This window comes from Niallia sp. HCP3S3_B10, assembly GCF_052064465.1.
GTDB lineage: Bacteria > Bacillota > Bacilli > Bacillales > Cytobacillaceae > Niallia > Niallia hominis.
Genome location: NZ_JBQHVO010000002.1, coordinates 98909 through 125005 on the forward strand (window position 1 = coordinate 98909; position 26097 = coordinate 125005).

Below are 26097 nucleotides of genomic sequence, written 5' to 3' on the forward strand. Positions count from 1 at the left end.
GGAGAGGTAGAAATGAATATATCCGAGGTAATCACAGGGAGAAGAACAATAAAAAAATTTAAACCTGAAGTAGTAGATAATTCCATTATTTTGGAATGGCTACAACGTGCCAGATATGCACCGAATCATAAGATGACAGAGCCATGGAAAATTCTTTTTATTGGTGAAAAGACTCGAGCAGAATTAAAGCATAAAACAAATTTTGGTGGGGCTTCAAAGGTTTTAGCCATTTTATCACATAAAGGAAGAAACCAAATGGAACGGGATGAAAACTTATCAGCCGTGTCCTGCTTTATTCAAAATTTTATGCTTCAGGCATGGGATGAAGGAGTTGGAACGTTCTGGAGTTCTGTTGGTTCTTCTGCGTTAGGAAGAAGAACATTAGGAGTGAGCGATGAATTTGAAGTCGTAGGAGTATTGGCAATTGGTTATCCAGAAGAAATTATGGCTGCGAAAGAAAGAGCTTCCATTGAGGACAAAATTACCTACTTAGATTAAGGCCTTTCGTTTTGCTTTTAAAGGTAATTATTTTTTAAAAATTTTTTCGAAAAAAATAATAACTCTAGTTGCAGGCAAGAAGAGCCTAAATAAAATAGCAGTTTATTAAACTAAATAATAATACCGAACAATCATTCAGCCATTTTCGAATGATTTGTTCGGTTTTAGCTTTGGCTGGAATATTAGTGTCCCGATCACTTCCTTTTAGTCACATCTTTAGGAAAATAGACTTAGGTGCATACAAAGAAGTTTATTCCATTTTGCAAAAATGGATAGAATCCACTTATTGCGGAAATTTCGTTCAGTATATATAATAACTTGGTGTATATAAAGCAAGTGTATACTTTACGGAGTAATGCATTTAGGAGGACTTTAAATGAAAAAATTGCTGTTACTTGCAACCGGTGGAACAATCGCTTCAGTTGAAGGGAAGGAAGGACTAGTCCCCGGTTTGTCTGCAGAAGAGCTCCTTCAATATTTTAAAAATGATATTCTAGAAGTTGATGTGACTTGTAAAATTATTATGAATAGAGATAGTACGAACATGCAGCCAGAACATTGGATTATGATGGCTAAAACAATTGCAGAACATTATCACGAATATGATGGTTTTGTTATCACACACGGAACAGATACGTTAGCCTATACAGCAGCTGCGCTATCTTATATGTTGGGTGGTCTAACAAAACCTGTTGTTATTACGGGATCACAGGTACCGATTAGTTTTAAACAAACAGATGCTAAGAAAAATGTTATGGATAGTATTCGCTTTGCAAAAGAGGACATAGGGGGCGTATTTGTTGTTTTTGATGGTCGAGTGATTATTGGGACAAGAGCAGTAAAAATGCGCACCAAAAGCTATGATGCATTTGAAAGCATTAACCATCCATATGTGGCTAAAATAGAAGAAAATCAAATTCAGTATTTATGGAAGCCGGACAAGCAAACGGATGAACTAATATTGGATACAAGGATTTGTCCAGATGTATTTCTATTAAAATTGCATCCAGGAACAAAACCTGAAATCTTTGATTTTATTAAACATGTATATAAGGGTGTCATTATCGAAAGCTTTGGTAATGGAGGATTACCTTTTGAGGAGAGAAATCTCTTGCCAAAAATAGAAGAAATGGTAAACGCAGGGATAGCAGTGGTCATTTCTACACAGTGTCTGGAAGAAGGACAAGATCTCTTATTATATGAAGTGGGAAGAAAGGTTTCTCAATACAATGTTATATTATCTGCTGACATGAATACAGAAGCCATTGTTGCAAAATTAATGTGGGTACTGGGCAGTGAACAATCATTAAGTGAAATAAAGAGAGTGATGGAAAGTCCGATAGCCTATGATCTTTCAGTAGAATGGGAGAGTTAAAGAGCTGTTCTGATTCAATTAGATACAAATAAAAAAGCCCTATCAAATCGGTTTGAACGATTAGATAGGGCTTTTTTCATTCCATCTTAAGAAGGAGAATAACATCAATTTCAAGGTAGGTTTATGTACCTAATTTTGTTCTGTCTGCTTTGTCGTAAAAATTGCTAAAAATAGATTGATTGTTTAGAAAACAGCACTTTTGAAAGTGGAGAGATGGAAATATTTTTCTGATATATAAAACTTTTGATCTATTGAAGATAAAAGAAATAAAAAAACGTGACTATAGAATTATATACTAGTAGAATAATAGATAATATCATAGGTAATAAAGAATACATAATTGGGGTAATAGAAACGGATAGTAATAAGGTGATAGGTTTAAAGATGCCTAATAATGAATTGAGACATTAGAACTAGGAGGAATATAGTGGTGAAAAAAGTAGTAGTACCTGGTATATTTCTAGCAGCATTATCTTCTCCACTTTTTATGGAAGAGGCTCAGGCTGCTTCCATTACCAAATATGTAGAAGTGAATAAGGGATCGGTATTAAATGTAAGAGTCGGTCCATCAGTGAATACAAATATTGTAACAACATTAAATACTGGGACGAAAGTAAATGTCCTTTCTGAAACAAATGGTTGGTCAAAAGTAAATGTAGACGGAAAGACTGGATATGTATCATCCACGTATTTAATTACAAAGCAAGAAAATTCGATAAAATATGTTTCCATCAACCCGTCTTCTACCTTAAATGTTAGAGAATCTGCTTCTACTAAAGCGAAGGTCCTAACAAAGCTCAAACAGAATACCAAGGTTGAAGTAGTATCGGAATCTAATGGCTGGTCAAAAATTAAAGTAAATGGAATAAATGGTTATGTTGCATCAGAATACATAAAAGCTGATCAAACAGAGGAAAAGAAAACAACTGATACATCAAATGAACAAAAAACAGCAACTAAATATGTAAATGTAAATACTGGATCGAGTTTGAACTTAAGGAATAGTCCGTCTAATTCAGCTTCTATTATTGTTAAATTGGCAAAAGATGTAGCCGTAACGGTTTATTCTGAATCAAACGGTTGGTCAAAAGTGGAAGTATATGGAAAACAAGGTTATGTGGCAACGCAGTATTTAGCTGACAAAAAATCAACGGTTAATTCAGAGCAATCAAAAGAAACAGGTGTTAAAACGACAACAAAATATGTAAATGTAGCCAAAAACTCATCGCTAAATTTGCGTAAGGAAGCAAATACGAGTAGTTCTGTACTAACGAAGCTTTCTAGAGGGGCGAAGGTTACGGTTCTCTCAAGCGCAAATGGCTGGGATAAAGTAAATGCATCTGGAAAGACTGGCTATGTAAGCAATAGTTATTTGTCTGATAAGCAAATTACCGATACTACTACCGAGGCATCTGATACAGAAAGTGGACAAAGTAATTCGGACAAGTCACCGACAATAATCACGAAAAAAGTTAATGTGCAGACGGGATCTAATTTAAACGTGAGATCGAAAGCATCAACAAGTGGCACAATAAAAGGAAAGCTTACAGCAGGAACGGTAGTAACAGTAATATCAGAGAAAAATGGCTGGTCGCAAATTAAGACGAATAATCTAGAAGGGTATGTAAGCAGTGAGTACTTAACAAGTGTTACTACCCCTGAAAATGGAACAGACGACCAAACAGATCCAGAGGAAGACAAGCAGCCAGAAGAAACACCAACCACAGTGGAAAAGAAAGTCAATGTTCAAGCAGGATCAAGCTTAAACGTGAGATCCACAGCATCAACAAGTGGAGTAATAAAAGGAAAGCTTACAGCAGGAACGGTAGTAACAGTATTATCAGAGAAAAATGGCTGGTCACAAATTAAGACGAATAATCTAGAAGGGTATGTAAGCAGTGAGTACTTGACAAGTATTACTACCCCTGAAAATGGAACAGACGACCAAACAGATCAAGAGGAAGACAAGCAGTCAGAGGAAGCACCAACAGCAGTGGAAAAGATTGTTAATGTCCAAGCGGGTTCTAGCTTAAATATGAGAGCTACACCATCAACGAGTGGAACAATCTTAAGCAAGCTTGCAGCAGGAACAGTAGTAACTGTTCAATCAGAAGAAAATGGTTGGTCCAAAATAATAGTGAATAATCTGGAAGGGTATGTTAGTACAGAATATTTAACGGCTAAAGATAATGGAAGCACTAATGTAACAATAAATAAGAGTTATGTTAATTACAATCTGACTTTAGAAGACATGACTAATATTCAATTAAAAGTCAATCCACAAACGGATACAAAATATGATACATATATCAGAGAAGATGCGATTGTTTTCAAAACATCTGATTCCACAAAAGGAACTGTACTTGGTAGTGGCTGGAGATTGCGTGGAGGTGCTGGAACCGATTATTCTGTTGTTAGTACTTTAACGAGTGGACAGGTATTAACGGTTGTTTCCAAAGTAAAAGGAACGGATGGATACTACTGGTATAAAGTAGATTATTCACAGGCATGGGTTAGTGCTAGTAAAGAAGATACTGCCTATTATCTAAACCCCGATAACTTTATTAATAGTGATATCCAATCTTTGCAATTTCTTAAATTGTCTGCAAAAGCAAATGTGGATGATAAAGAAGTAGATAGTAAGATATTAGCTGGTAAAGGTATATTAGCTGGTAAAGCATCTGCTTTTGTCACTGCGGCTAATGCTTACGGAATTAATGAACTATACTTGATTTCTCATGCTCTTTTAGAGACTGGAAATGGTACTTCTACTTTGGCAAATGGTGTTGAAGTTAATGGTAAAATGGTCTATAACATGTATGGTATTGGTGCCTATGATGGATCTGCTATTTCAAGTGGTGCCGAATATGCCTATAATGCTGGCTGGTTTACACCTGAAGCTGCGATTATAGGTGGTGCAAAATTTATTGCGCAAGGTTATATCAATGCTGGACAAGATACTTTATATAAAATGAGATGGAATCCTGATGCAGCTGAAAAAACAGGGACTGCAACACATCAGTATGCTTCCGATATAGGCTGGGCAACAAAACAGGTAAATCAAATTTATAATTTATATAGTTTAATAAGTACATATACATTAAACTATGAAATTCCAACCTATCAAGTAAACGCTAAGTAAGAGACTATAAGTTCTTTCATTCGTAAATGTTTTTAAAAAGACAGCTTTAAATTTCTATGTGTAAAAAAGTTCTGGTTATAAGAAGGTAAATCAATTCTCTGGTTATAATGGTGTTTGGAAAGATTACTTGCAATCTTTCTAAACATCACTCCAGATTGTAAACTTGGGTTTAATGCAATTGGATTACCTTTGTTATTAGCTGCGATAATATCTGCATCAGAAGGAATGGCTCCTAGAATATTTATATTCAATAATTGCAAGATATTTTCAACTTCCTGGTTATGTTTATAACCATTTACAAGGAGAGATAATGGCTGTTTATTTTGTGATTCCAGTATACCAATTACCCTGTCTGCATCCTGTAATGCAGTTTTATCAGGTGTAGCTACAATAATAACTTCATCGGCTCCGTTTATTGCATAGAAAAATCCACTTTCCAATCCTGAGGGAGAATCAATTAAGATAAAATCATACAGTGAATCAATTTCTTGTAGCATCTCCACAAACGAGAGAAATTCTACCTCTGTCACTTGCTTTTTACTACCGGGTACTAAATGAAGGTTCTTTAATGTACGGTGTTTAACGACTATATGATTAAAGGAACATAGCTTTTGCAAATAATCCGAAATATCTAGAATAATTCGATTAGACAAGCCTAATGGAATATCAAGGTTTCGTAAACCAAAATCAGCATCAATTAAGCACACTTTATAGCCTTTTAATGCAAGGGAAATACCGATATTAGCAGTAACTGTAGTTTTTCCAACCCCACCTTTCCCGGAAGTAATAGTAATTATTCGACTCATTTTTTAATCCCCCTAAAATGTAAAAAGGCTGATGAAAGAGGGAAGTCTCTCAACAGTAAGTTCGTAATGATCCATTAGTGAACGAACAATAAATCACTAATTTCAGTTAACTAGATTATTCCTGAATAATAATGAACAAAGAACGTTTAATGGAATGAAAGTGAACGTAATATAGAACAATTTTAATATGAAAATTGGAGAAGAACCATATGTAGAAAATACTATCTATTCTATTGAATTTCAACCTAATGTAGGGGAGAGAGTTCTATTTGTAAGAGTTTTGGATGGGTAATAGGAAAAAAGCCTAGTGAAGAGTGACGGCTAATGGGCTCACTTTATTTGGAACAGAGCATATATAATTAGCTGTGAACGAAATAAAATAAGGATAATTACCTAATATTGTATCTGAAAAAATTTATTTTAAGGAAGGGTAATCCTTATAAAAGAAAAAGGATGCTTGAATCTCCCAAAAGGTAGCAGGGATCAGGCATCCTTTTCTTCGGATGGTATTAATTAAATAAACAAAATATAATCGAGCAGCGTATTTAAAAGAAAGGCAATTATATCTCTTGAACGGAACTATCGATAGAATATGGAGAGAAATCGATATCACATGCAGATCCAAGGACAAATTTGGCCAGTTGTTTGCCGATAAATGGGCCCATCGTTAAGCCTGATGCTCCTAAACCATTCGCAATCGTTAATCCTTTATACTGCGTCAGTCTTCCGAATACTGGAAGAAAGTCATTTGTAAATGGACGGAAGCCAACTTTTGCTTCTCCCCAGATTCCATCGGATAAGCCTGGAGCGAATAGTAAAGCTTTATCGATAATCTCTTTTATTCCCGCAACCGTTATGTCAGCAGCTAACGCAGTCGTATTATCGTGTGTTGCGCCTATCACAATACTGTTATCTTCTAAAGTTAATATATACTGATCATGTGGTGGCATGACAACAGGCCAATCAGAACATGTTACATCTTTTAGTTTTACATGCAAAATCTGTCCTTTTTGTGCTTTCACATCAAAGGATAATTGTAATGGCTTAAGTAACTCATTTGCCCATACCCCCGCAGCAATGACTACTTCATCCGCATAAATAGTAGTGTTATCACTAAGTTTTACGCCAATAATTTCGTCTTTTTCTTTGATAAGCGTACTATTTGAGTGAATAAAGGTTGCACCTAATTGTTTGCTAGCCTCTATAAGAGCATTTCGTAGTGCCCAGCCATTTACTCTTGCTGCTCCACTAATATGTAAAGCGCCATATCCTGGAGCTAATAACGGGAACAATGCCTTTGCTTCTGATGAGGTAAGGATATTTACATCTCCAATTTCTGGTGCTTCTAATTTTCTTTTTAATGTTCTCTCTTCCATAGCTTCTAGTTTTGTAAGATCGGAATGAAGGCTTAGAGCACCAACTTTTTTATAACCAGTATGTAATTGATGATAGCTATTTAAATCTTCAACAAGGGATGGATAGTATTTCGCACCTTCTCTTGCTAATACATACCATTTTTTGTTTCTACGCTGGGAATTCCAAGGGCAAATGATGCCAGCTGCTGCCTTTGTTGCTTGTCCTTGATCTTCTCGATCAATGACTATAACCTCTGCTCCACGCTTTGCTAATTCAAATGTAATAGAGGCGCCAAGTATCCCTCCGCCTACTACAATTACTTTTTTCATGTATTAATCAATTCCTTCTATATATTAAGTTAGGACTGGTTTCAAAGTTTGTTGGTCGTAATTTGAAAGTATATTGTCATCACAAATTATGGGAAGGTTTACCCTATTGTTTGCAAAGGGAGGCTAGCCTTTGATTTATCCCTAAAGTGCCTTCTTGTCATGTATTAATTTTCTTTTAAAAAACCAATTATTGAAAAACAGCCAAGGTAAAAAGCTATTTCTAATATAACATAGTGGTTCAAATAGAAAGAAATTCGCATTTTTTAACAAAAAAGAAAAATGTTGAGTTGTGTCGAAATAAAACGATAAAATACTTCTATTAAGAACGGTTCATTATTTTAATATTATTTAGTCGCTTCCATTTTTTGGAGTGGTATATAGGAAAAAAGTTTGAAAAAAATGTGAACAAACGAAGAAAAATGACAATTGAAATATAATTGTAATATTTCTATTACTTAAATGACAAATTATGATGTTATACTTCTATTTGTGGCGAAAGATGTTTTATATAAAGAACTTTCGTCGAAAACAGGGTTATTGTTTGATTTACACTGTAGAGAATACTATATTATAAGAGTCTCTCTACCAATTACATCATAAACATAAAGAAGATACATAGATAAATAAATTAGAAGAATTCTACATTAGATAAATGTGCAGGGGGAAAATGGAATGTTAAAAAAGAAACTAGTGGTACTAAATACGACGATATTACTTGGATTGGGTACTAGCTTAGCGATCCCAGGAATAAATGCTCATGCGATTCAACCAACTAGCATTACGCAACAACAAGCATCTTTAAAAAGCCAAATTTCTGACGCTCAAATTAAAATTGTAGAAACGCAAGAAGAGTTAAAAAAATTAGAGGCTCAAATTAAAAGAGTAGATAAAGCAATTGAGGAAAATAAAAGTCTTATTGAGGAAACAAAGGCTAAAATGAAAGCTACGGAGAAAGAAATTGACTCTCTTGAGAAAAAAATAAAAGAATTAGAAGATAGAATTGAAAAGCGTAATGATGTATTAAAAGAAAGAGCACGTTCTTTCCAAGAAAATGGAGGAAGTGTTGATTATATTGAAGTATTATTCGGTGCTGCTAGTTTTAAGGAATTTGTTGACCGTGTAGGTGCAGTTGCTACAATTATGGAAGCAGATCAAGATTTAATTGCAAGCAATGAGAAAGATAAAGAAGATTTAGAAACAAAGCAAAATGAAATAAAAGATAAATATGATGAGTTGAATAATACGAAGTTAGATCTTGAAGAAATGCAAAAGCAAAATGAAGATCAACAGAAGAAAAATGAGCAATCCAAAAAAGATTTAAAGGCTAAAGAAGCTGAAAATAAAGAACGTAAAGCAGAATTGGAACAGAAATACGGTTCTTTACAATCTGTAGAGCCACAAATAAAAAAAATGATTCAACAAAAAGAAGAAGATAACTTAAATCAATTGGTTGCTTCGACAGTTGGAACGAATGACAGTGGGAGTGCTAGTAAGACTTCAAGTGAAAAAGCAAGCGGTGGTAAATCAAAAGCAATTACTGCTGGTTATAAATACATTGGGAATTCAACTTATAAATTTGGCGGTGGAAGAACTGCTTCCGATGTAGCAAACGGATTGTTTGATTGTTCTGGATTTGTTAGCTGGGCTTATTCACAAGCTGGATATAGCATTCCTGCAAGTACGGATGCTTTAAAGAACTCCGGAACACGCGTGTCTACAAGCGATATGCAACCAGGAGATTTAGTGTTCTTTAACACATATAAAACAGATGGTCATGTTGGAATCTATATTGGTGGAGGTAAGTTTATCGGTTCACAAAGCTCTACTGGTGTTGCAATAGCATCTATGAATAGCGGGTATTGGAAATCTGTATTTAATGGAAGAGTTGTTCGTTTCTAATAGAATCATTTCAGGAAAGCATTACTAGTGAGTTTTATCTGGTAATGCTTTTGTTCTGTTTACTTATATAATACCCATTAGTAAAAAAAATATTCCTTTTTTTTGAAAGATGCGTTAATTTTTTATTTATCTCCCAACTTCAGTTAGACATTAATTACAAGCTTGTGAGCGTTTAAGAAGGATAGGTGGGAGAGTAAATAGCCCCTAAATGGTTTTCTAAGCTAGAACTAACCTTTAGTGAAGGATGAAGGACCACAATTTTTCTAAAAGGATTCACGACATTTTTATTATTAGTGTAATAGTAATTTGTTTCCCTCTATTATTAAATGGATAATATGATGGAAGATAAAAGCGAGTATTCTTAAGAAGGTAAAATTCTTGACCAATTAAAAAGTTTATTATAAAATTTTTAATCGGAATCGTTTGGATTTATGTTGACACCTTAATGGGAAAAGTCTATTATTAAGTGTCATGTATAATATATAAAAGAAAAAGGTAGGAATAGCTTTCATTTATGATTAATCTAAATAAATGAATAACTAGGTGTGTTCCATTTCTTCTTTAAATCGTAATGAATACGAAATGGTTAAAGGATAGATTTACTTTCTCAAACTAGGAAAGTAAGCTACTCAATATATGTTATAGAGTATATACCTGTAGGAAATGGCAAAAATTATAAAAGTTTAGATGTGTCTCGACAGTGGATGGACACGGAGATATATGTTATATCAATCATTGATATAAAAATCGGTATAACCAAGCTAGCCTCTTTGACATGGTATGGTTTTATATCTTAGATTAATCGGCTTTTATTTAAATAATGAATTGATGACGTGAATTACAAATGGAAAGGAGTAATTACTATGAAACTGGCGACAGTATCAAAAATTACATTTGGATATGAGCATGTCCCTTCTCTTGAAAATGTCTCTTTTGAATTAGAAAGTGGTGAGTTTGTTGGGATTACTGGCCCGAATGGTGCAAGTAAATCTACACTCTTAAAGTTATTATTGGGCTTGCTTAAACCTTGGTCAGGCAGTGTGAAAATAAGTAAGCTTAATTCGAAGGAAAAAAAATTAACAGTTGGTTATGTTCCGCAGCAAATCTCTTCTTTTAATGTTGGATTCCCGAGCACGGTGATAGAACTTGTTCGTTCAGGTAGATATCAGCGTAAAAAGTTTTATGAGAGACTGAAGGAAGTTGATCATGAGGCAGTGAAGAAGTCTTTAGAAATGGTTGGAATGTGGGAGTATCGAAATAAGAAAATAGGAGAGTTATCTGGAGGACAAAAACAGAAGATTGTGATTGCCCGAATACTAGCGTCAGAACCGGATTTACTTGTTTTAGATGAACCGACAACAGGCATGGATGCGGATAGTAGAAAAGGATTTTATGAATTTATGAAGCATCAGGTTAGAGAACATAATAGAACGGTAGTCATGGTAACCCATGATCAAGATGAAGTAGAAGGTTATTTAGATAAGATTATTCATATAGAGAAAGGAGAAAAAGGTGGATGGAGATGTTTGAGCTTGAATTCATGCAAAGAGCATTTTGGGCAGGTGGGCTCATTGCAATAATTGCACCAATCATAGGGATTTATTTAGTCTTAAGAAGACAGGCGTTAATGGCCGATACTTTGTCCCATATCTCATTAGCTGGTGTTGCGATTGGTTTTTTCTTTCAAACAAATGTGACACTCTCTAGTCTACTAGTCGTTGTCGCTGGGGCGATTGGGATTGAATATATGCGTCGTGCATATCATACTTATTCAGAAGTATCGATAGCTATTTTGATGGCTGCTGGTCTATCATTTGCGTTATTTCTTATGAGCTTATCAAGTGGTGGAATGACGGCAAGCATGGATCAGTATTTATTTGGGAGTATTATTACGATAAGTAAACAGCAAGTAAATGTGTTAGCAATTGTAACTGGAATTATTCTTTTATTTTTTCTTTTCTTTACGAGACAAATGTATATTATGACCTTTGATCAAGATACTGCTACAACTAGTGGGATTAATACAAGTATGCTATCTATTGCATTTAGCATTTTAACGGGTATTGCAATTTCTGTTATTATACCAACTATTGGAGTATTATTAGTTTCTGCCCTGTTGGTACTACCTTCTGCTTTTTCCATTAAATTAGTAAAAGGTTTTAAATGGGTGTTTATTGTTGCCATTTTAGTAGCGGCAGTTAGTATTTTTACTGGTTTATTTTCATCCTATCATTTAGGAACTCCTCCTGGAGCAACGATAACGTTATTATTGGTAGTTATCTTGCTTATAGGTTTCTTAAGTCAAAAGGTTTATATGATAGTTCGTCGTGCATCAAGCCAGAAAAATTATAAAAAAGTAGGGTAAAAAAAGAGGAGTCAGTGCTATTAATAGCTGGCTCCTCTTTTTATCTATTTAGTTAATATCCTTTATGGTAGTCTACTAAATTAATCGGGAGTGGTTCTCCTTTTAGATAGTAAATTGCATTCTGCAGAAATATTTCTTCTATCACTCTACTGCTATAATGCTCTGTAGAACCAGATGTGTGAGGAGTAATAATGACATTTTCTAAATCCCATAATGGACTTGATTGCTGTAATGGTTCTGTTTCAAAGACGTCTAATCCCGCACCTAATATTTCTCCACTTATTAATGCTTCAACTAGATCATCTTCTTTCACAATTTCTCCACGTCCGATGTTAATAAAGAATGCTGACTTTTTCATTTGCTGAAATTGTTCTTTTTGGAATAAATGGTATGTATCATCAGTTAATGGAAGAGTGACAACAACATAATCACATATTGGAAGTACTTCAGCTAGTTGATTGGAAGTGTATAATTTATCCACATAGTCTGTCGGTTTCAGCGAGTTTCGTACACCGATGACATGCATATCAAATGCTTTCGCAATTTTAGCTGTTTCTAGCCCGATTGCCCCTACGCCAATAATACCAATCGTTTTTTTATGAGCTTCCAACTTGATATCGGTACCATCCCACTTTTTTGTTTGCTGATTTCGAACATATGTATGAATATTTCTTGTTAATCCTAGTAGGAGAGCGAAAATCGTTTCAGAAATTGGATAGCTATGTACTCCATTTGCGCTTGTAATGAAAATATTTTTTTTACTTAATTGATCTAATGGAAGGCTATTAACACCAGCGCTCCATGTTTGAATCCATTTGAGCTGGTCATTCTGGTTAATGCTTTGCATATCAAAACTGTTTCTCCAACCAACAATTATTTCAGAATCAATCAAATGCTCTTGCCATTCATCCTGTTTTGATGCATGAATAATTTGCCATGCAGAGAATTGGGACTTAACTTTTTCCAATAGAGAAGGATGGAGGGGGTGGGTAATTAATATTTTTCTGCTATTCATATGGAGGACACTCCTTTATTATTTGATTGTATTATTACTATTGTAACAAATAATAAGATAATTGGAACTATTTTGCTTATTTTAAATAATTCTATGCTTTCTATTTGGAGGAATTACTAATTTAGTTGAAATATAAAGAATTATAAGTAGTTATTGAAGGATGAACTTGCTATAATGAAAATGCTATTAATGAGTAAGTACGTGGAAGTTAATGAATGGAAGTAGATGATGAAATAAAGTAACAGGAGATGAAATCTTGAATACAGAAGTAACTATTTTATTAACAAGTGATGTCCATGGAAATATATTTCCAGTGAACTATGGGAATAATGCGCCATCTGATGTGGGCCTAGGAAAAGTTGCTACTATTATAGCAAAGGAAAGGGCAAAGAATCCAAATACGATTATAATAGACAATGGTGATTTAATACAAGGTACGCCTTTAACATACCATTATGTGAATTTTTTAGCAGATAAAAAAAATCCAATGATAACAATCTTAAATCAATTAAAATATGATGGGGCTGTTATTGGAAATCATGAATTTAATTACGGTTTAACTATTTTAAAAAGTGCTGTAAAAGAATCAAATTTTCCTTGGCTTTGTGGGAATATTGTCGAAGAAAAAACAAATCAGCCGTTTTTAGGTACCCCTTATTTGATTAAAAGAATTAATGGCTTTAAAATTGCAATTCTTGGCTTGACAACGCACTATATTCCGAATTGGGAAAACCCTAAGAATATCAAAGGACTTCAATTTAATGATGCATTCGATAGTGCAAAAAAATGGGTAGATTTTATTAATAAAGAAGAACAGCCAGATGTTCTTGTCATTTCCTATCATGGTGGATTTGAACGGAATCTGGAAACGGGAGAGCCAACGGAAGTATTGACTAGGGAGAATCAGGGATATAGCATTTGCAAACAGATAGATGGTGTTGATGTGCTATTAACTGGCCATCAACATCGAGAATTAACTGGTAATATAAATGGCACAGAAATTATACAGCCAAGCAATAATGGAAAATTTGTGGGCAAAATAACATTGGTGCTTGATGAAAACGGGGAGGTAATAAAGAAAGACTCCGAATTATTATCAGTAGCAGATGTGGATGCAGATGAAGAAATCCTTATGTTAGCAAAAGAATATGAAGATAGTACACAAAAATGGCTGGATACGCCAATAGGACATATTGATGGAGATATGCTTGTAAAAGATCCAATGGAGATTCGCTTAGCAGATAGTCCGCTCATTGAATTTATTAATAAAGTGCAAATGGAAGCTGCGAATGTAAAAATCAGTAATACGGCACTCTTTAATAATGAATCCCCTGGATTTAAACCAAATGTGACAATGAGGGACATTGTTTCCAATTATATCTATCCTAATACATTCAAAGTACTAGCTTTAACTGGGAAAGATATTCGTGCAGCACTTGAGCAAAGCGCCAAATATTTTGCTTTGAATGAGGAAGGTGAACCAATAGTAAATCCTTCCTTTGTTTATCCTAAACCACAGCATTATAACTATGATATGTGGGAGGGGATTGAATATACACTTGATATAACAAAACCTCATGGACAAAGAGTCATTCAGCTAGATTTTGAAGGCAAACCAATAGATGAGGAAGCTATTTATGAAGTGGTAATGAATAATTATCGAGCTGGGGGTGGCGGTGATTTCTTTATGTTTAAGAATAAACCTGTAGTCCGAGAGATTCAATTTGATGCTTCAGAATTACTTGCAAATTATATAATGGAGCGAAAAATTGTGCCCGCCACTTGTAATCATAATTGGAAAGTTATTTGGTGATTATATTTAGGGCTGAAAACAAGTCTATAGGGTAAAATAGTCAGCTATTTTCGAGAGAATATATGTGGGTCTATCGATAATAGCTGATTTTTTATTATTCTTTTAGACAAGTGTATTGACATGCCCTTTTATTTCATTTTTAATATTGTTAATATTAAAAAAATAGAAGCGTCAGGGGATGAAGATGTTGAGTAAACCGATAATAGGGATAACAGGTGCTTATATATTTAAAAATAAATTCATGGAAGGTACATACGTTCATCATGATTATCAAAAATCAATTGCGGCCAATGGTGGGTTGCCGATCATTCTTCCGTTTGTAGAAGAGAATCTTGCAGTAGAAATGGTAGATCTATGTGATGCCGTTATTCTAAGTGGTGGAGAGGATATAGATCCTATTACATTTGGAGAAGATCCACATCAAAATATCGGGGATACAATTCTCCTGCGGGATAAAGTGGAAATAAATGTAATTAACAGAGCGATGGAGACAAATAAACCAATACTAGCAATATGCAGAGGGATTCAAATATTAAATGTTGCTTTAGGGGGAACACTAATTCAAGATATTCCTTCTCAAGTGAAAGATAGTATTAAACATACTCAATCTGTGAAAAGAAGCTGGGATACTCATTTTGTAACCATAAAAGAAGATAGTCAATTAGCATCTATAATAGGAGAAACGAAAACAAGGGTAAATAGCATTCACCATCAAGCGATTGATATGTTAGCAAAGGATTTAGTGGAGGTTGCAAGAAGTAAGGATGGCATCATTGAAGCGGTCGAGCATAAGAGTTATCAAAATTTCTTGTTGGGAGTACAATGGCATCCTGAATCTATGGCATCTACCAATGAAAAGATGAATCAAATTTTTGCTGAATTTATAAAAAGTGCAAATCTAGAAAAAGTGAACATGTTACATAAAATGAAGTCATAAAAAAACAGTCATGAAGAAAAAGATAAAGGCAAAAAAAGAAAAAGATGAAAAAAAGTTAGTATTAACATCTAAAATCAGCTAAAATAATAAGGTAAGACAATTTTTTCTTAGGAGGCATAACAATGAGCGAAAAAACATTTACGGTAATTGATGAAACTGGGATTCATGCAAGACCAGCAACATTATTAGTAAGCACTGCTAGTAAATACAAATCTGATATGCAAATCTCGTTCAAAGGTAAATCTGTAAACTTAAAGTCTATTATGGGCGTAATGTCACTAGGTGTACCAAAGGGTGGAGAAATTACTATTTCTGCAACTGGTGAAGATGAAGTAGAAGCAGTAGAAGGTGTAGAAGCTGTCCTTAAAAAAGAAGGATTAGTTGGTTAATCTATATACTTCAATGGCCCTCTGAGATGGGGGTCACTCTCATTTATTTTTTTGTAGCTTTGTTAAAGCGTTTACATTTCGATGTTAACAAAAAAAGATCTGACTTTTGTTGTCTTTACATTACAAAAGCTAGATCTTTTTTTGTTTTTTTTCAATGATAAAATAGCGCATTTGATGGATGCGTTCGTTTCTATATATTCGCTATCTCCATTTCTCTCTGTACATAATATGAGAATTTTTAGTAAAATGAAAAGGGAATAGGAGGATTGGCATGATTGTAAAATTAGATGATGTGGGCTTAAAAAGAAATGGACAGTGGATTCTACAACATATTAATTGGGAGATTAAAAAAGGGGAGAATTGGATTTTATATGGTCTTAATGGTGCCGGTAAGACAGCTTTATTAAATATGATTTGTGCCTATTATCATCCAACAGAAGGTAAGATGGAAGTTCTAGGAAAGGTATTTGGGAAATCTGAATTAGGGGGAGCACTGAGAAGAAGAATTGGATTGGTATCAAATCGTCTGCAACAAAAATTATATGAATCTGACAGTGCATTTGAAATCGTGCTAAGTGGCGCTTATGCATCTATTGGTTTATATGAGTCACCGACAACTGAAATCAGAAATCGAGCTATTGCTATTATGAAGCAGTTAGGTAGTTTGGAATATGCTGACAGATCATATAATAGTTTATCGCAAGGAGAGAGACAAAAGGTTCTTATTGGAAGAGCATTAATGTTGGATCCGGAGCTTATTATTTTGGATGAACCAGCAACTGGCTTGGATTTTTTGGCAAGGGAACAATTATTGGACACCATTTTAAAGATAGTAAACGAGGACACAAGCATCATTTATGTTACACATCATGTGGAAGAGATATTGCCGGTTTTTTCCCACTCTTTTCTCTTGAAAGAAGGTAAGGAATTTTCCTCTGGCTATACAAAGGATATATTAACGAGCAAAAATATGAGTAGCTTTTTTTCGTTACCAGTTGAAGTTATTTGGAATAACGAACGGCCGCTTTTGGCTAGAAAAAAGAGCTCACTGATCGAAAATTAGGAAAGGGAGAATAGATTGTGGCTTATAAAATTGTATTTATAGATATAGATGGAACGTTAGTGAATGAGGAGAAAAAAATACCTCATGATGCAAAATTAGCAATTAATGAGTTAAAGAAACGCAATATTCCCATCGTTTTAGCAACAGGAAGAGCACCGTATTTCTTTTCAGATATATTAGCTGAATTAAATTTAACATCATATATCTCTTTTAACGGCTCGTACGTTGTTCATGAGAAAGAGGAGGTATATAAAAAACCGATTCCGATAGAGACGCTAGAGAAATTAGAACAAATTGCTTTAAAAAATGATCATCCGTTAGTATTTCAAGGAAGTAAGGAATGCTGTGCAAATCATCAAGAGCATGCTCATATTATTGAATCCTTTCAGTCATTGAAATTAAATGCGCCATCCTATCGAAAAGATTTTTGGAAGGAGGCGGATATTTATCAATGCTTGCTTTTCTGTGAAGAAAAAGATGAAAATTTATATGAAGAAACTTTTTCAACGATTCACTTTGTACGTTGGCATCCTTTATCAATGGATGTTATCCCCACTGGTGGGTCAAAGGCAGCAGGAATAGTGGAAATTTTAAATAGATTAAATATCGATCCTCAGGAAGCTGTGGCATTTGGAGATGGGTTAAATGATAAAGAAATGCTCTCGTATGTAGGTATGGGGATAGCGATGGGAAATGCTCATGAAGAAGTTATACCATTTGCGAAAATGGTCACAAAACATGTGAATGAAGGCGGTCTCTCTTATGGTTTGAAAGAAATTGGTTTAATCTAGTACGGGACATTTTTAATATACATAGAAGAAAAGCTGTCAAAAGTTAGTTTTTAGTCTTTTGACAGCTTAGGATGAAAAAGATAATCTAGTCTTTCCAATCTTCATACACTACAACTCCACCTGATAAATCGATGGTATTACGTTCCCCTTTATAAAGAAGTTTGCCATCTTCTTTCACGATTAGGTTTTCGTAGGTAAATACCTTTTTTCCATTTGGTAAGGTGATAACTACTTTTTCTCCGAATTCTTCTTTTCCTGTTCTGGGCTCACTAGCAAAATATTTATCTGAGAAAATATAGCCTCCAAATAGGGTAGTTAAGAGTAAGATGGAACCTAAAAAATAGATGATTTTTTTGCTAATACTATTTTTCTTTTCGTCGTGTTTTTCCGTACTTTTCATATGCGCCTCCACAATATCCCCTTTTCGTTAAAAATAATTGCTAAAACGGTATCAATGGCAGATGTAATAATAGGTTGATATATATGAAATTCCCTCTAAATTATGATATGAAACAAAAACATAAAGATGACGAAAATTTGAATGTAATATCGTTTTCCCTTTTTTGATGTAGTTTATTGTTAGGAAAGGTGTTTTCTAAAAGAATGTTGCTTTTTATAGGAAAAGCAATTAATGAGAATAACGGAACCGCTTGAATAATCGTAGCATCTCTAGGGGAACTGCGAGAAAGATCGATTCTTACAACATATGAGGCATAATGGATATGGAAAGGAAAAATGAATAGGGTGAATTTGTTTTTTATAAATATTCCTGAAACCTTTTTTATTTCTAATCGTATATTTGATAAGAAATAACATGAAGGAGGAATGATTAGGTGACCACATAATAAAATTTAAAAAATGGAAAGTGAATGATGTATATGGAAATATTCGGCTTTGATCTTCCCACCATTTATTTAACCGTATTAATAGGATCGGGAATATGTGTCATTTTAACATTATTATTATCAGATTTATTTGGCGGAGATATTGGTGTCTTCAATCCCACTTTAATCCTTGCTTTTTTTACGATATTAGCAGCAAGTGGCTATTTGATGGAAAAGTATTCCGATATCAATAGTGTTATGATTCTATCTATTTCAGCAGTTATTGCACTCATTGTTTCTAGCTGTTTACATTTTTTTGTATTTATCCCACTTGCCAATGCAGAGGAGTCATTGGTTTACAATGATGAATCATTAAAAGGGAGAATTGGCAGAGTGATTACTGCTATTCCGAAAGATGGATATGGAGAAATTTTAATTGAGAGTATAAGCGGTAATATTTCAAAGACCGCAGCAAGCTTTTATAATGAAGAAATTGGCTTTGGTGAGGAAACGGTTGTAGTAGAGATTAAAGAGAATGTTGCTTATGTAGTCCGTAATAACGGAATTTAGGAAAGTTAATAAGAGGAGGAAAACTGGATGCAAATGGAGATTTGGATTGTAATAGGAATTGTAGCAATTTTACTAATCGCACTTATTAGTATATTTATGGCAAAGTATAAAACAGCAGGACCTGACGAAGCGCTAATTGTAACAGGAAGCTATTTAGGATCAAAAAATGTTCATGTTGATGAATCTGGAAATAAAATTAAGATCATTAGAGGCGGAGGGGCATTTATTCTCCCTGTTTTCCAACAATCAGAGCCTTTAAGCTTATTATCTAGCAAATTAGATGTTTCGACACCTGAAGTATATACAGAGCAAGGTGTTCCAGTAATGGCAGATGGTACAGCAATTATTAAAATTGGTGGTTCTATTGGTGAAATTGCAACAGCAGCTGAACAGTTTTTGGGGAAAACCAAACAAGATCGTGAAAACGAAGCAAGAGAAGTATTAGAAGGACATTTGCGTTCTATCCTTGGTAGTATGACAGTAGAGGAAATTTATAAAAATAGAGATAAGTTTTCACAAGAAGTGCAAAGAGTTGCTTCACATGACTTGGCAAAAATGGGTCTGGTCATTGTCTCTTTTACCATTAAAGATGTAAGAGATAAAAATGGATACTTAGAATCCCTTGGTAAACCGCGTATTGCACAAGTAAAAAGAGATGCAGACATAGCAACTGCAGAAGCCGATAAAGAAACAAGAATTAAAAAGGCAGAAGCAGATAAGGATGCTAAAAAGGCTGAATTAGAAAGAGCTACGGAAATTGCCGAAGCAGAAAAAGAAAATCAAATGAAAATTGCTGATTATAGAAGAGATCAAGATATTGCAAAAGCGCGTGCTGACCAAGCGTATGATTTAGAAAGTGCTCGTTCTAAGCAAGAAGTTACCGAACAAGAAATGCAAATTAAGATCATTGAAAGACAGAAACAAATTGAATTAGAAGAAAAAGAAATTTTAAGAAGAGAAAAGCAATATGATTCAGAGGTTAAAAAGAAAGCTGATGCAGATCGCTATGCAATGGAACAGGCAGCTGAGGCAAATAAACGTCGTGAAATTGCAGAAGCAGATGCTAATCAATATCGTATTGAGTCACAAGCGAAAGCCGAGGCAGAAAAAGTCCGTGTAGACGGTTTAGCGAAAGCGGAAGCGGAAAAAGCAAAAGGGGAAACAGAAGCAGACATCATTCGCTTAAAAGGTTTGGCAGAAGCGGAAGCGAAACGCAAGATTGCAGAAGCATATGCACAATACGGCCAAGCGGCAATCTTAGATATGGTGCTTGACATGTTACCTGAATATGCAAAACAAGTGGCTAGTCCATTAGCGAATATTGATAAGATAACAGTTGTTGATACAGGAAGTGATGGTAGTAATGGTGGAGCAAATAAAGTTACTGGCTATGCGACAAACCTCATGTCAACAATGCAAGAATCTTTAAAGGCTTCAGCTGGGATTGATGTTAAAGAATTATTGGAGAATTTATCTGGTAAAGGGAATATTCGTCAAAGTATTAATGAATTGAATGATAATTTAAGTAATAAATCAGAATAAGGAAGAAAAAGGGTCAGATTTATAATCGGACCCTTTTTCAATATGCTATTATTCTTTCAAATCTTCAATGGAATCAATATCCATATAGCTTGGTACGACTAGTCCTAATTTTGTTCCTTCTAGGTTAGCGCCTAAATCTTCGAATTGGCCTTCATATTTGCTTGCATAGTCTTCATGTGTAATTGGTAACCAGCCAGCGATATGTGCGTCTAAGCTGCCGTCAGCAACACCAGTCCACATAGGACCTGCTTCTACTTGACTTAATGTTACATCATAGCCTAAATCTGTTAATACCTGGCCAACAACATTTGTACTTGCAATTTCGCTATCCCATGCAACGTAACCAATTTTAATTTTGTCACCATCAACGCTGTCTACACCGTCAGTCCATTCACTAACTTTATCAGCATTTTCTTTAACCCAGCTTTCGGCTGCTTTTTCAGGTGACTCTCCTTCATAAATATCCATCATAACAACTCCCATATCTTCTGTTGTCCAATGGAAATTATCTAATACTGCATATGCTTCAGGCATATCTTCTTTTAAGCCATTACGTACAATGGAATGAATGTTTTCATCTTCACCATATGAGCCTTTTGGATCTTCTAAGTATTTCAAATCATAGGCAGTAAACATCCAGTGCGGAGTCCAGCCTGTTACAATGATAGGTTCTTCTTTATCATATGCTTTTTTTAGCGCTGCAGTCATAGCCGCACTTGATCCTTCTACTAAAGTCCAATCGCTTAATTCATAGTCACTAATTGCTTGATTTGTTGCTTTCATTAATCCTGCTCCAGGGTCAATCCCAATAATTTCATAATCGACCTTTTCACCAATTGTAGCATTTTCGTTATCTGCACTGTCAGAACCACAGGCAGCTAACCCTAAAGTAAGCGTGATTGCTCCTAGTAAGCTTGTCATTTTTTTCATATTAATTTGCCCCCTTTTTTTTTGTGCCCACATTTTGGGTAATTCTATCTAAAATGATTGCAAGTACTACAATAGAAATACCGGCTTCAAACCCACGACCAATTTGAATCTGAGTTACAGCACGATAGACATCTGCACCTAATCCAGGCGCCCCAACCATTGCAGCAATTACTACCATTGATAGCGCAAGCATGATACTTTGATTAATACCAGCTAATATAGTTGGCATTGCAAGTGGTAATTGAACTTTTAATAATTTTTGAGATGTAGTACTACCAAAACTTTCGGTAGCTTCTGTAATATCGCTTGGTACCTGTTGGATACCAAGAATTGTTAAGCGTATAGTAGGTGGCATTGCAAAAATTACAGAAGCAACTACTCCTGGCACTACCCCGATACTAAAGAAGAAAATGGCCGGTATTAAATATACAAAAGCTGGCATTGTCTGCATAAAGTCTAATATCGGGATTACGATATTGCGGACTGTATTGTTTTGAGAAGCCCAAATGCCTAGCGGAATACCAATAACAATCGAGATAAATACAGCTGAAAGAACAAGGGCTAATGTATCAATCATTGGTTCCCAGTAGCCTAAATTATCAACAAGTAATAAGCCTATAAGCGTAAATAGTGCAATCTTCTTATTCGCTAATTTCCAAGCCAGTAATGCTAATAAAATGATTAATAGAATAGGAGGAATGAATCCAAAGAAAGAAACTATAATATTAACTACAAATTCTAGTACTGCTGTAATTCCATCAAATAATACTTCAAAAGTAGTTGTAAGCCAGTCAACAAAGGAATCGATCCAATCTGCGACAGGCAGTTTAGGAAATAGATTATTCATGATTATCCCCCCCAACTGGTACGGCTTCTGTCGATGTAGGTGCATTAATAAGTTCATTATTACCAGCAAGTGCACCAATAACTGCACCTCTTACTAATATCCCTTTTAACCTATTTTGCTCATCTATAACAGCAACTGGAATGATTGCAGTGGAAACTTTATCGAATAGGTCAGATAATAATGTATCACCTGTTACCGTAATAACATCTTTTTGTAAGATTGCTTCGATTCCTTCATTTTTTTCGCTGGCTATACGTGCATCATCGGCAGTAATTGCTCCAAGAAGCTCTCTACGTTTATTTACAACATAGATACTTGAGATTCCGAGTTTCTTCATCATTTGTAATGCAACACGAGGACCTTTTTCTATATTGACTGCCTCTGCACGTTTCATTATGTGATTTGCCGTTAAAACTTTCGATAAATCAACATCTTCGACAAATCGTTCTACATAATCATTGGAAGGATTCATTAAAATTTCTTCAGGCGTTCCTACTTGGACAATAGATCCATCCTTCATTAATGCGATTCGATCACCAATTCGCAATGCTTCATCTAAATCATGTGTAATAAATATGATTGTTTTTTCCATATTTGATTGCAGGTCTAATAACTCGTCCTGCATATCTTTACGAATTAAAGGATCAAGTGCGCTAAATGCTTCATCCATTAAAAGAATATCTGGATCATTTGCCAATGCACGAGCAAGACCTACCCTTTGTTGCATCCCGCCACTTAGTTGGTCTGGATATTGATTTTCGTAACCTGTTAAACCAACTAGTTTAAGAGCTTCTAAGGCTTGTTCTTTGCGAGTCGCTTTATCTACACCTTGAATTTCTAAACCAAATTCAGCATTTTCTAAGATTGTTCGATGGGGAAGTAATGCAAATTTCTGAAAGACCATGCTTACTTTTTCTCTACGAACATTGCGTAACTCTTCTTTAGACATACGTACAATGTCTTTCCCATCAATATAAATATTCCCGATGGTTGGATCAATCAGACGGTTAAACATACGAACTAATGTTGATTTACCACTTCCTGAAAGTCCCATGATTACAAATATCTCTCCAGGATTCACTTCAAAACTAGCCTTATTTACCCCGACTGTTGCTCCTGTTTTTTTAAGAATATCTTTTTTTGATTCACCATTATTTAATAGCTGAATGGCCTTTTTTGCATTTTTCCCGAAAATTTTTGTTACATTTTCGATTTTTAATTTTGCCATACTTTCCATTTTTTCACCTCTTTAATTCTAACCGCTCTATTGTATATCGAGCCCTCACTTATTATAGGAGATAATTAGCAAGTATTTCAAACGGTATAATCAGTTGAAATCATTCATTCTGAACGTACAGAAAAAACTGAACTAACTGTAGGTGCTTAATTCTTAATAATGCGCCCAAATGCTTCCTTTTCCTATAGTTGATGTTACTTTACTTTTTTTTCATTCATGTTAATCTATAAACAGAATATACTTTTAAGTTTTTGATTATTGATTCACCTTGATTATTGAAATAATCATTATTAAAATGATTAAGTAAACATAAAATATGGATGTGAATGATAAATGACGGATAGGGAGCAGTTAAATATTGCTCGAGAGAGAGTAATTGATTCTGTAGCACAAAATATGGATTTATATGGTGTAACAGAATCAATTGGTAGATTATATGGGATGTTATTGTTCCAGCAAGACCCAATGACTCTTGACGAAATGAAAGAAGAGCTGGGGATGAGTAAAACCAGTATGAGTACATCGGTTCGAACCTTACTTGAATTGAAAATGGTGGACAAAGTTTGGCGAAAAGGTGTTCGAAAAGATTTATATAAGGCGGAAGAAGATTGGTATCAATCATTTATCGATTTTTTCACGATCAAATGGAGATTGGCAATTACGGAAAATGTGTATGCCATTGAAAAGTCCATTAATGAATTAAGAGTCTTAATAAATAAAGACGATATTTCTGAAGATGTTAAGAAAGATGCGGAAAATGACTTAGAAAAATTAAATTATGCAATCAATTACTATAATTGGCTAGATCGGTTTGTAGATAGTTTGGAATCACATGAAATATTTCATTTAGTACCAAAAAAAGAAGACGAAAAATAAATCTAAGTAAATTTTACTAAAAGGGTGTTTTCATATACGGTTTGATATAAAACCATATATGAAAACATTTTTTTGTTTTTTTGACGATAATAAAAACTTTTGGATTTACGCAAATAAAGTAAAAAAGAAAAGGAAATCTAAGGGAGAACAATTTGCTCAAAGTCAAAACTGGTTAAAAAACCTAAAAAATGTGCATTTGTCTATCGCACATTTTAGATTCCTGAATAGGATATATGGAATCAAAAAAAGGAGGTTTTTATTCATGGGTGAAGTTGGAGTAGGTTACGGCGGAGGTTTCGCTCTTTTAGTAGTATTATTTATTTTATTGGTGATTATCGGTGCTTCTTGGGGTTACGGCGGATTTTAATAATCCGTAACTGAATAGAATGTAAAAGGAGGAACTAGAATGTACGGATATGGTGGTTGTGGATATCCTAGCTATGGCTATGGTGGTGGAGGTTACGGCGGAGGTTTCGCCTTAATCGTTGTTTTATTCATTCTTTTAATCATTGTAGGTGCAGCTTGTTTCAAATGGTAAAATGTTGAAAAGGTGGAGACTGATTCGAAGGGATCAGTCTCCTTTTCTCTACTACTATAGCGATCAATTAAATAGAGTAAAAATTTTTCGTGTTTTTCAAAAGCTGGTTGTACATATCTGGTAATGTAATGTTTTTAATTGCCGATAAATAGTGAACGGTATCGTGAATCATCATTGGAACAGTTTTTTGATGGTGATAAGGTCCTTCGAGTGACCAAGGGCCATCTGTTTCTACCATTATATTTTCAATTGGGTATAGTTTTGCAAGTTGGCGAGTTTTTTCCTTATATAATAAATCAGGAGTAATGGAAATAGAATAACCATTTGATATCATTTGTTCTATTGTTTTGGGATTTCCCTTAAACCAGTGAAAATGTGCCTTTGAGAAGCTGTGTTTTTCAAGTAAATGAATAGCGATATCTGCTTCTTCGTAAATACTATGTAGAATAACGGGTTTTTTAAATTTTTTTGCAAATATAATAAATAGCTCCAAAATTTCCATATAAGGTTCTAAAGGAATGCAAGAAGGAGATTTTCTCCGTATATAATGGGGCAAACCAACTTCACCAATTGCAGTCATGCTTTCTTGATTTTCGTGCATCCATGTAAATAGAGCAGATAAGGATTTGTCAGAAGGGATAGATTGTTCGGGATGATATCCATATGCGGCTTTAATAAAAGCGAACTCCTGGCTCAGTTTTTTCGTTTTTTTACATGATTCTAAATTACTTGAAACACTGATGGCATATTGCACTGTTTCTTCCATAGCAAAACGAAGTATATCGTCTCTGCTGTACTGATCTAAATGAATATGTGCATCTATTATCTGTTTCATCTTTCATCACCTTTAAATGTTAGATTGGAGAAATGACTTATAGTCTCCAATAATAGATATTTTCTTTCATTCATTATAACAGAAGGAAAGAGTAGGAAACCAATCGAAATTAATAGGAAA

General features: G+C 34.5%; 23 protein-coding genes and 1 pseudogene. 16 read left to right on the plus strand and 8 right to left on the minus strand.

The features are described from left to right. Nucleotides 1–12 precede the first annotated feature (12 nt). The 3 genes from ACTNDN_RS01990 to ACTNDN_RS02000 all read left to right on the plus strand — a co-directional run bounded on the left by ACTNDN_RS01990 (nt 13) and on the right by ACTNDN_RS02000 (nt 5015). The gene (locus tag ACTNDN_RS01990) at nt 13–498 is read left to right on the plus strand and encodes a nitroreductase family protein (RefSeq protein ID WP_235252621.1); all 486 of its coding nucleotides are present in this window, start codon (nt 13–15) and stop codon (nt 496–498) included. A 376-nt stretch (nt 499–874) separates the two neighbouring features. Next, nucleotides 875–1873, plus strand: a complete 999-nt coding sequence (locus tag ACTNDN_RS01995; protein ID WP_031539080.1) for an asparaginase — start codon at nt 875–877, stop codon at nt 1871–1873. A gap of 430 nt (nt 1874–2303) precedes the next feature. Beyond that, nucleotides 2304–5015: an SH3 domain-containing protein gene (locus tag ACTNDN_RS02000; protein ID WP_441130654.1), complete on the plus strand. Its 2712-nt coding sequence runs from the start codon at nt 2304–2306 to the stop codon at nt 5013–5015. Between the two features lie 32 nt (nt 5016–5047). On the opposite strand, the gene minD is transcribed toward ACTNDN_RS02000, so the two are convergent. Both minD and ACTNDN_RS02010 read right to left on the minus strand, forming a co-directional pair. After that, entirely contained in the window at nt 5048–5821 is a 774-nt protein-coding gene (gene minD, locus ACTNDN_RS02005) for a septum site-determining protein MinD (protein WP_235250373.1), read from the minus strand. Between the two features lie 560 nt (nt 5822–6381). After that, nucleotides 6382–7506, minus strand: a complete 1125-nt coding sequence (locus ACTNDN_RS02010; RefSeq protein ID WP_031539917.1) for an NAD(P)/FAD-dependent oxidoreductase — start codon at nt 7504–7506, stop codon at nt 6382–6384. A gap of 672 nt (nt 7507–8178) precedes the next feature. On the opposite strand from ACTNDN_RS02010, the gene ACTNDN_RS02015 reads away from it, so the two are divergent. The 3 genes from ACTNDN_RS02015 to ACTNDN_RS02025 all read left to right on the plus strand — a co-directional run bounded on the left by ACTNDN_RS02015 (nt 8179) and on the right by ACTNDN_RS02025 (nt 11770). Next, nucleotides 8179–9405, plus strand: a complete 1227-nt coding sequence (locus ACTNDN_RS02015) for a coiled-coil domain-containing protein (RefSeq protein ID WP_031539916.1) — start codon at nt 8179–8181, stop codon at nt 9403–9405. An 863-nt stretch (nt 9406–10268) separates the two neighbouring features. Next, nucleotides 10269–10985 carry a metal ABC transporter ATP-binding protein gene (locus tag ACTNDN_RS02020; RefSeq protein ID WP_235250365.1) on the plus strand — a complete coding sequence of 239 codons (717 nt, stop codon included), beginning with the start codon at nt 10269–10271 and terminating at the stop codon, nt 10983–10985. Further along, nucleotides 10922–11770 (plus strand): metal ABC transporter permease, encoded by an 849-nt coding sequence (locus tag ACTNDN_RS02025; RefSeq protein WP_031539913.1) that lies wholly within the window; start codon nt 10922–10924, stop codon nt 11768–11770. The genes ACTNDN_RS02020 and ACTNDN_RS02025 overlap by 64 nt, the downstream gene beginning before the upstream one ends. 52 nt (nt 11771–11822) lie before the next feature. Here ACTNDN_RS02025 and ACTNDN_RS02030 read toward each other — a convergent pair whose 3' ends face one another. Further along, on the minus strand, nt 11823–12785 hold the full coding sequence (locus ACTNDN_RS02030; protein WP_235250357.1) for a D-2-hydroxyacid dehydrogenase: 963 nt from the start codon (nt 12783–12785) through the stop codon (nt 11823–11825). A gap of 256 nt (nt 12786–13041) precedes the next feature. Here ACTNDN_RS02030 and ACTNDN_RS02035 point away from each other — a divergent pair, with 256 nt between their 5' ends. From ACTNDN_RS02035 to ACTNDN_RS02055, 5 genes are all read left to right on the plus strand, one after another. Next, nucleotides 13042–14598 (plus strand): bifunctional metallophosphatase/5'-nucleotidase, encoded by a 1557-nt coding sequence (locus ACTNDN_RS02035; protein ID WP_235250344.1) that lies wholly within the window; start codon nt 13042–13044, stop codon nt 14596–14598. A gap of 184 nt (nt 14599–14782) precedes the next feature. Next, nucleotides 14783–15535 (plus strand): gamma-glutamyl-gamma-aminobutyrate hydrolase family protein, encoded by a 753-nt coding sequence (locus tag ACTNDN_RS02040; protein WP_441130658.1) that lies wholly within the window; start codon nt 14783–14785, stop codon nt 15533–15535. Between the two features lie 122 nt (nt 15536–15657). Further along, nucleotides 15658–15924, plus strand: a complete 267-nt coding sequence (locus ACTNDN_RS02045) for a phosphocarrier protein HPr (RefSeq protein WP_031534089.1) — start codon at nt 15658–15660, stop codon at nt 15922–15924. A gap of 271 nt (nt 15925–16195) precedes the next feature. Continuing rightward, nucleotides 16196–16987, plus strand: a complete 792-nt coding sequence (locus tag ACTNDN_RS02050; RefSeq protein ID WP_441130661.1) for an ABC transporter ATP-binding protein — start codon at nt 16196–16198, stop codon at nt 16985–16987. A 17-nt stretch (nt 16988–17004) separates the two neighbouring features. Next, nucleotides 17005–17778, plus strand: a complete 774-nt coding sequence (locus ACTNDN_RS02055) for a Cof-type HAD-IIB family hydrolase (RefSeq protein ID WP_031534093.1) — start codon at nt 17005–17007, stop codon at nt 17776–17778. A gap of 85 nt (nt 17779–17863) precedes the next feature. On the opposite strand, the gene ACTNDN_RS02060 is transcribed toward ACTNDN_RS02055, so the two are convergent. After that, complete coding sequence (locus tag ACTNDN_RS02060; RefSeq protein WP_031534095.1) at nt 17864–18178, minus strand: hypothetical protein; 315 nt, start codon at nt 18176–18178, stop codon at nt 17864–17866. A 472-nt stretch (nt 18179–18650) separates the two neighbouring features. Between ACTNDN_RS02060 and ACTNDN_RS02065 the strand changes: the two genes are divergently transcribed. Together ACTNDN_RS02065 and ACTNDN_RS02070 are read left to right on the plus strand one after the other, a co-directional pair. Continuing rightward, nucleotides 18651–19172 carry a hypothetical protein gene (locus ACTNDN_RS02065; RefSeq protein WP_048717690.1) on the plus strand — a complete coding sequence of 174 codons (522 nt, stop codon included), beginning with the start codon at nt 18651–18653 and terminating at the stop codon, nt 19170–19172. A gap of 27 nt (nt 19173–19199) precedes the next feature. Then, nucleotides 19200–20714 (plus strand): flotillin family protein, encoded by a 1515-nt coding sequence (locus ACTNDN_RS02070; RefSeq protein WP_031534099.1) that lies wholly within the window; start codon nt 19200–19202, stop codon nt 20712–20714. 48 nt (nt 20715–20762) lie between these two features. Here ACTNDN_RS02070 and ACTNDN_RS02075 read toward each other — a convergent pair whose 3' ends face one another. Genes ACTNDN_RS02075 through proV form a run of 3 tightly spaced genes read right to left on the minus strand, consistent with a single transcriptional unit; the run spans nt 20763 to nt 23728 of the window. Further along, a complete protein-coding gene (locus ACTNDN_RS02075) occupies nt 20763–21644 on the minus strand; it encodes a glycine betaine ABC transporter substrate-binding protein (protein WP_284561291.1) in 882 nt (293 codons plus the stop codon). A 1-nt stretch (nt 21645) separates the two neighbouring features. Further along, nucleotides 21646–22491, minus strand: a complete 846-nt coding sequence (locus ACTNDN_RS02080; RefSeq protein WP_031534103.1) for an ABC transporter permease — start codon at nt 22489–22491, stop codon at nt 21646–21648. Continuing rightward, the gene (gene proV / locus ACTNDN_RS02085) at nt 22484–23728 is read right to left on the minus strand and encodes a glycine betaine/L-proline ABC transporter ATP-binding protein ProV (protein ID WP_441130665.1); all 1245 of its coding nucleotides are present in this window, start codon (nt 23726–23728) and stop codon (nt 22484–22486) included. The genes ACTNDN_RS02080 and proV overlap by 8 nt, the downstream gene beginning before the upstream one ends. A 333-nt stretch (nt 23729–24061) precedes the next feature. Here proV and ACTNDN_RS02090 point away from each other — a divergent pair, with 333 nt between their 5' ends. The 3 genes and pseudogenes from ACTNDN_RS02090 to ACTNDN_RS02100 form a co-directional block, all read left to right on the plus strand. Continuing rightward, on the plus strand, nt 24062–24604 hold the full coding sequence (locus ACTNDN_RS02090; protein ID WP_031534108.1) for a GbsR/MarR family transcriptional regulator: 543 nt from the start codon (nt 24062–24064) through the stop codon (nt 24602–24604). Between the two features lie 262 nt (nt 24605–24866). Then, nucleotides 24867–24971, plus strand: coding sequence for a YjcZ family sporulation protein (locus ACTNDN_RS02095; protein WP_081836530.1), 105 nt, complete (start codon nt 24867–24869; stop codon nt 24969–24971). 87 nt (nt 24972–25058) lie between these two features. Continuing rightward, nucleotides 25059–25142: pseudogene (locus tag ACTNDN_RS02100) on the plus strand (YjcZ family sporulation protein); the annotation flags it as partial. 67 nt (nt 25143–25209) lie between these two features. Here ACTNDN_RS02100 and ACTNDN_RS02105 read toward each other — a convergent pair. Further along, complete coding sequence (locus tag ACTNDN_RS02105) at nt 25210–25977, minus strand: TatD family hydrolase (RefSeq protein WP_284561293.1); 768 nt, start codon at nt 25975–25977, stop codon at nt 25210–25212. Nucleotides 25978–26097 lie beyond the last annotated feature (120 nt).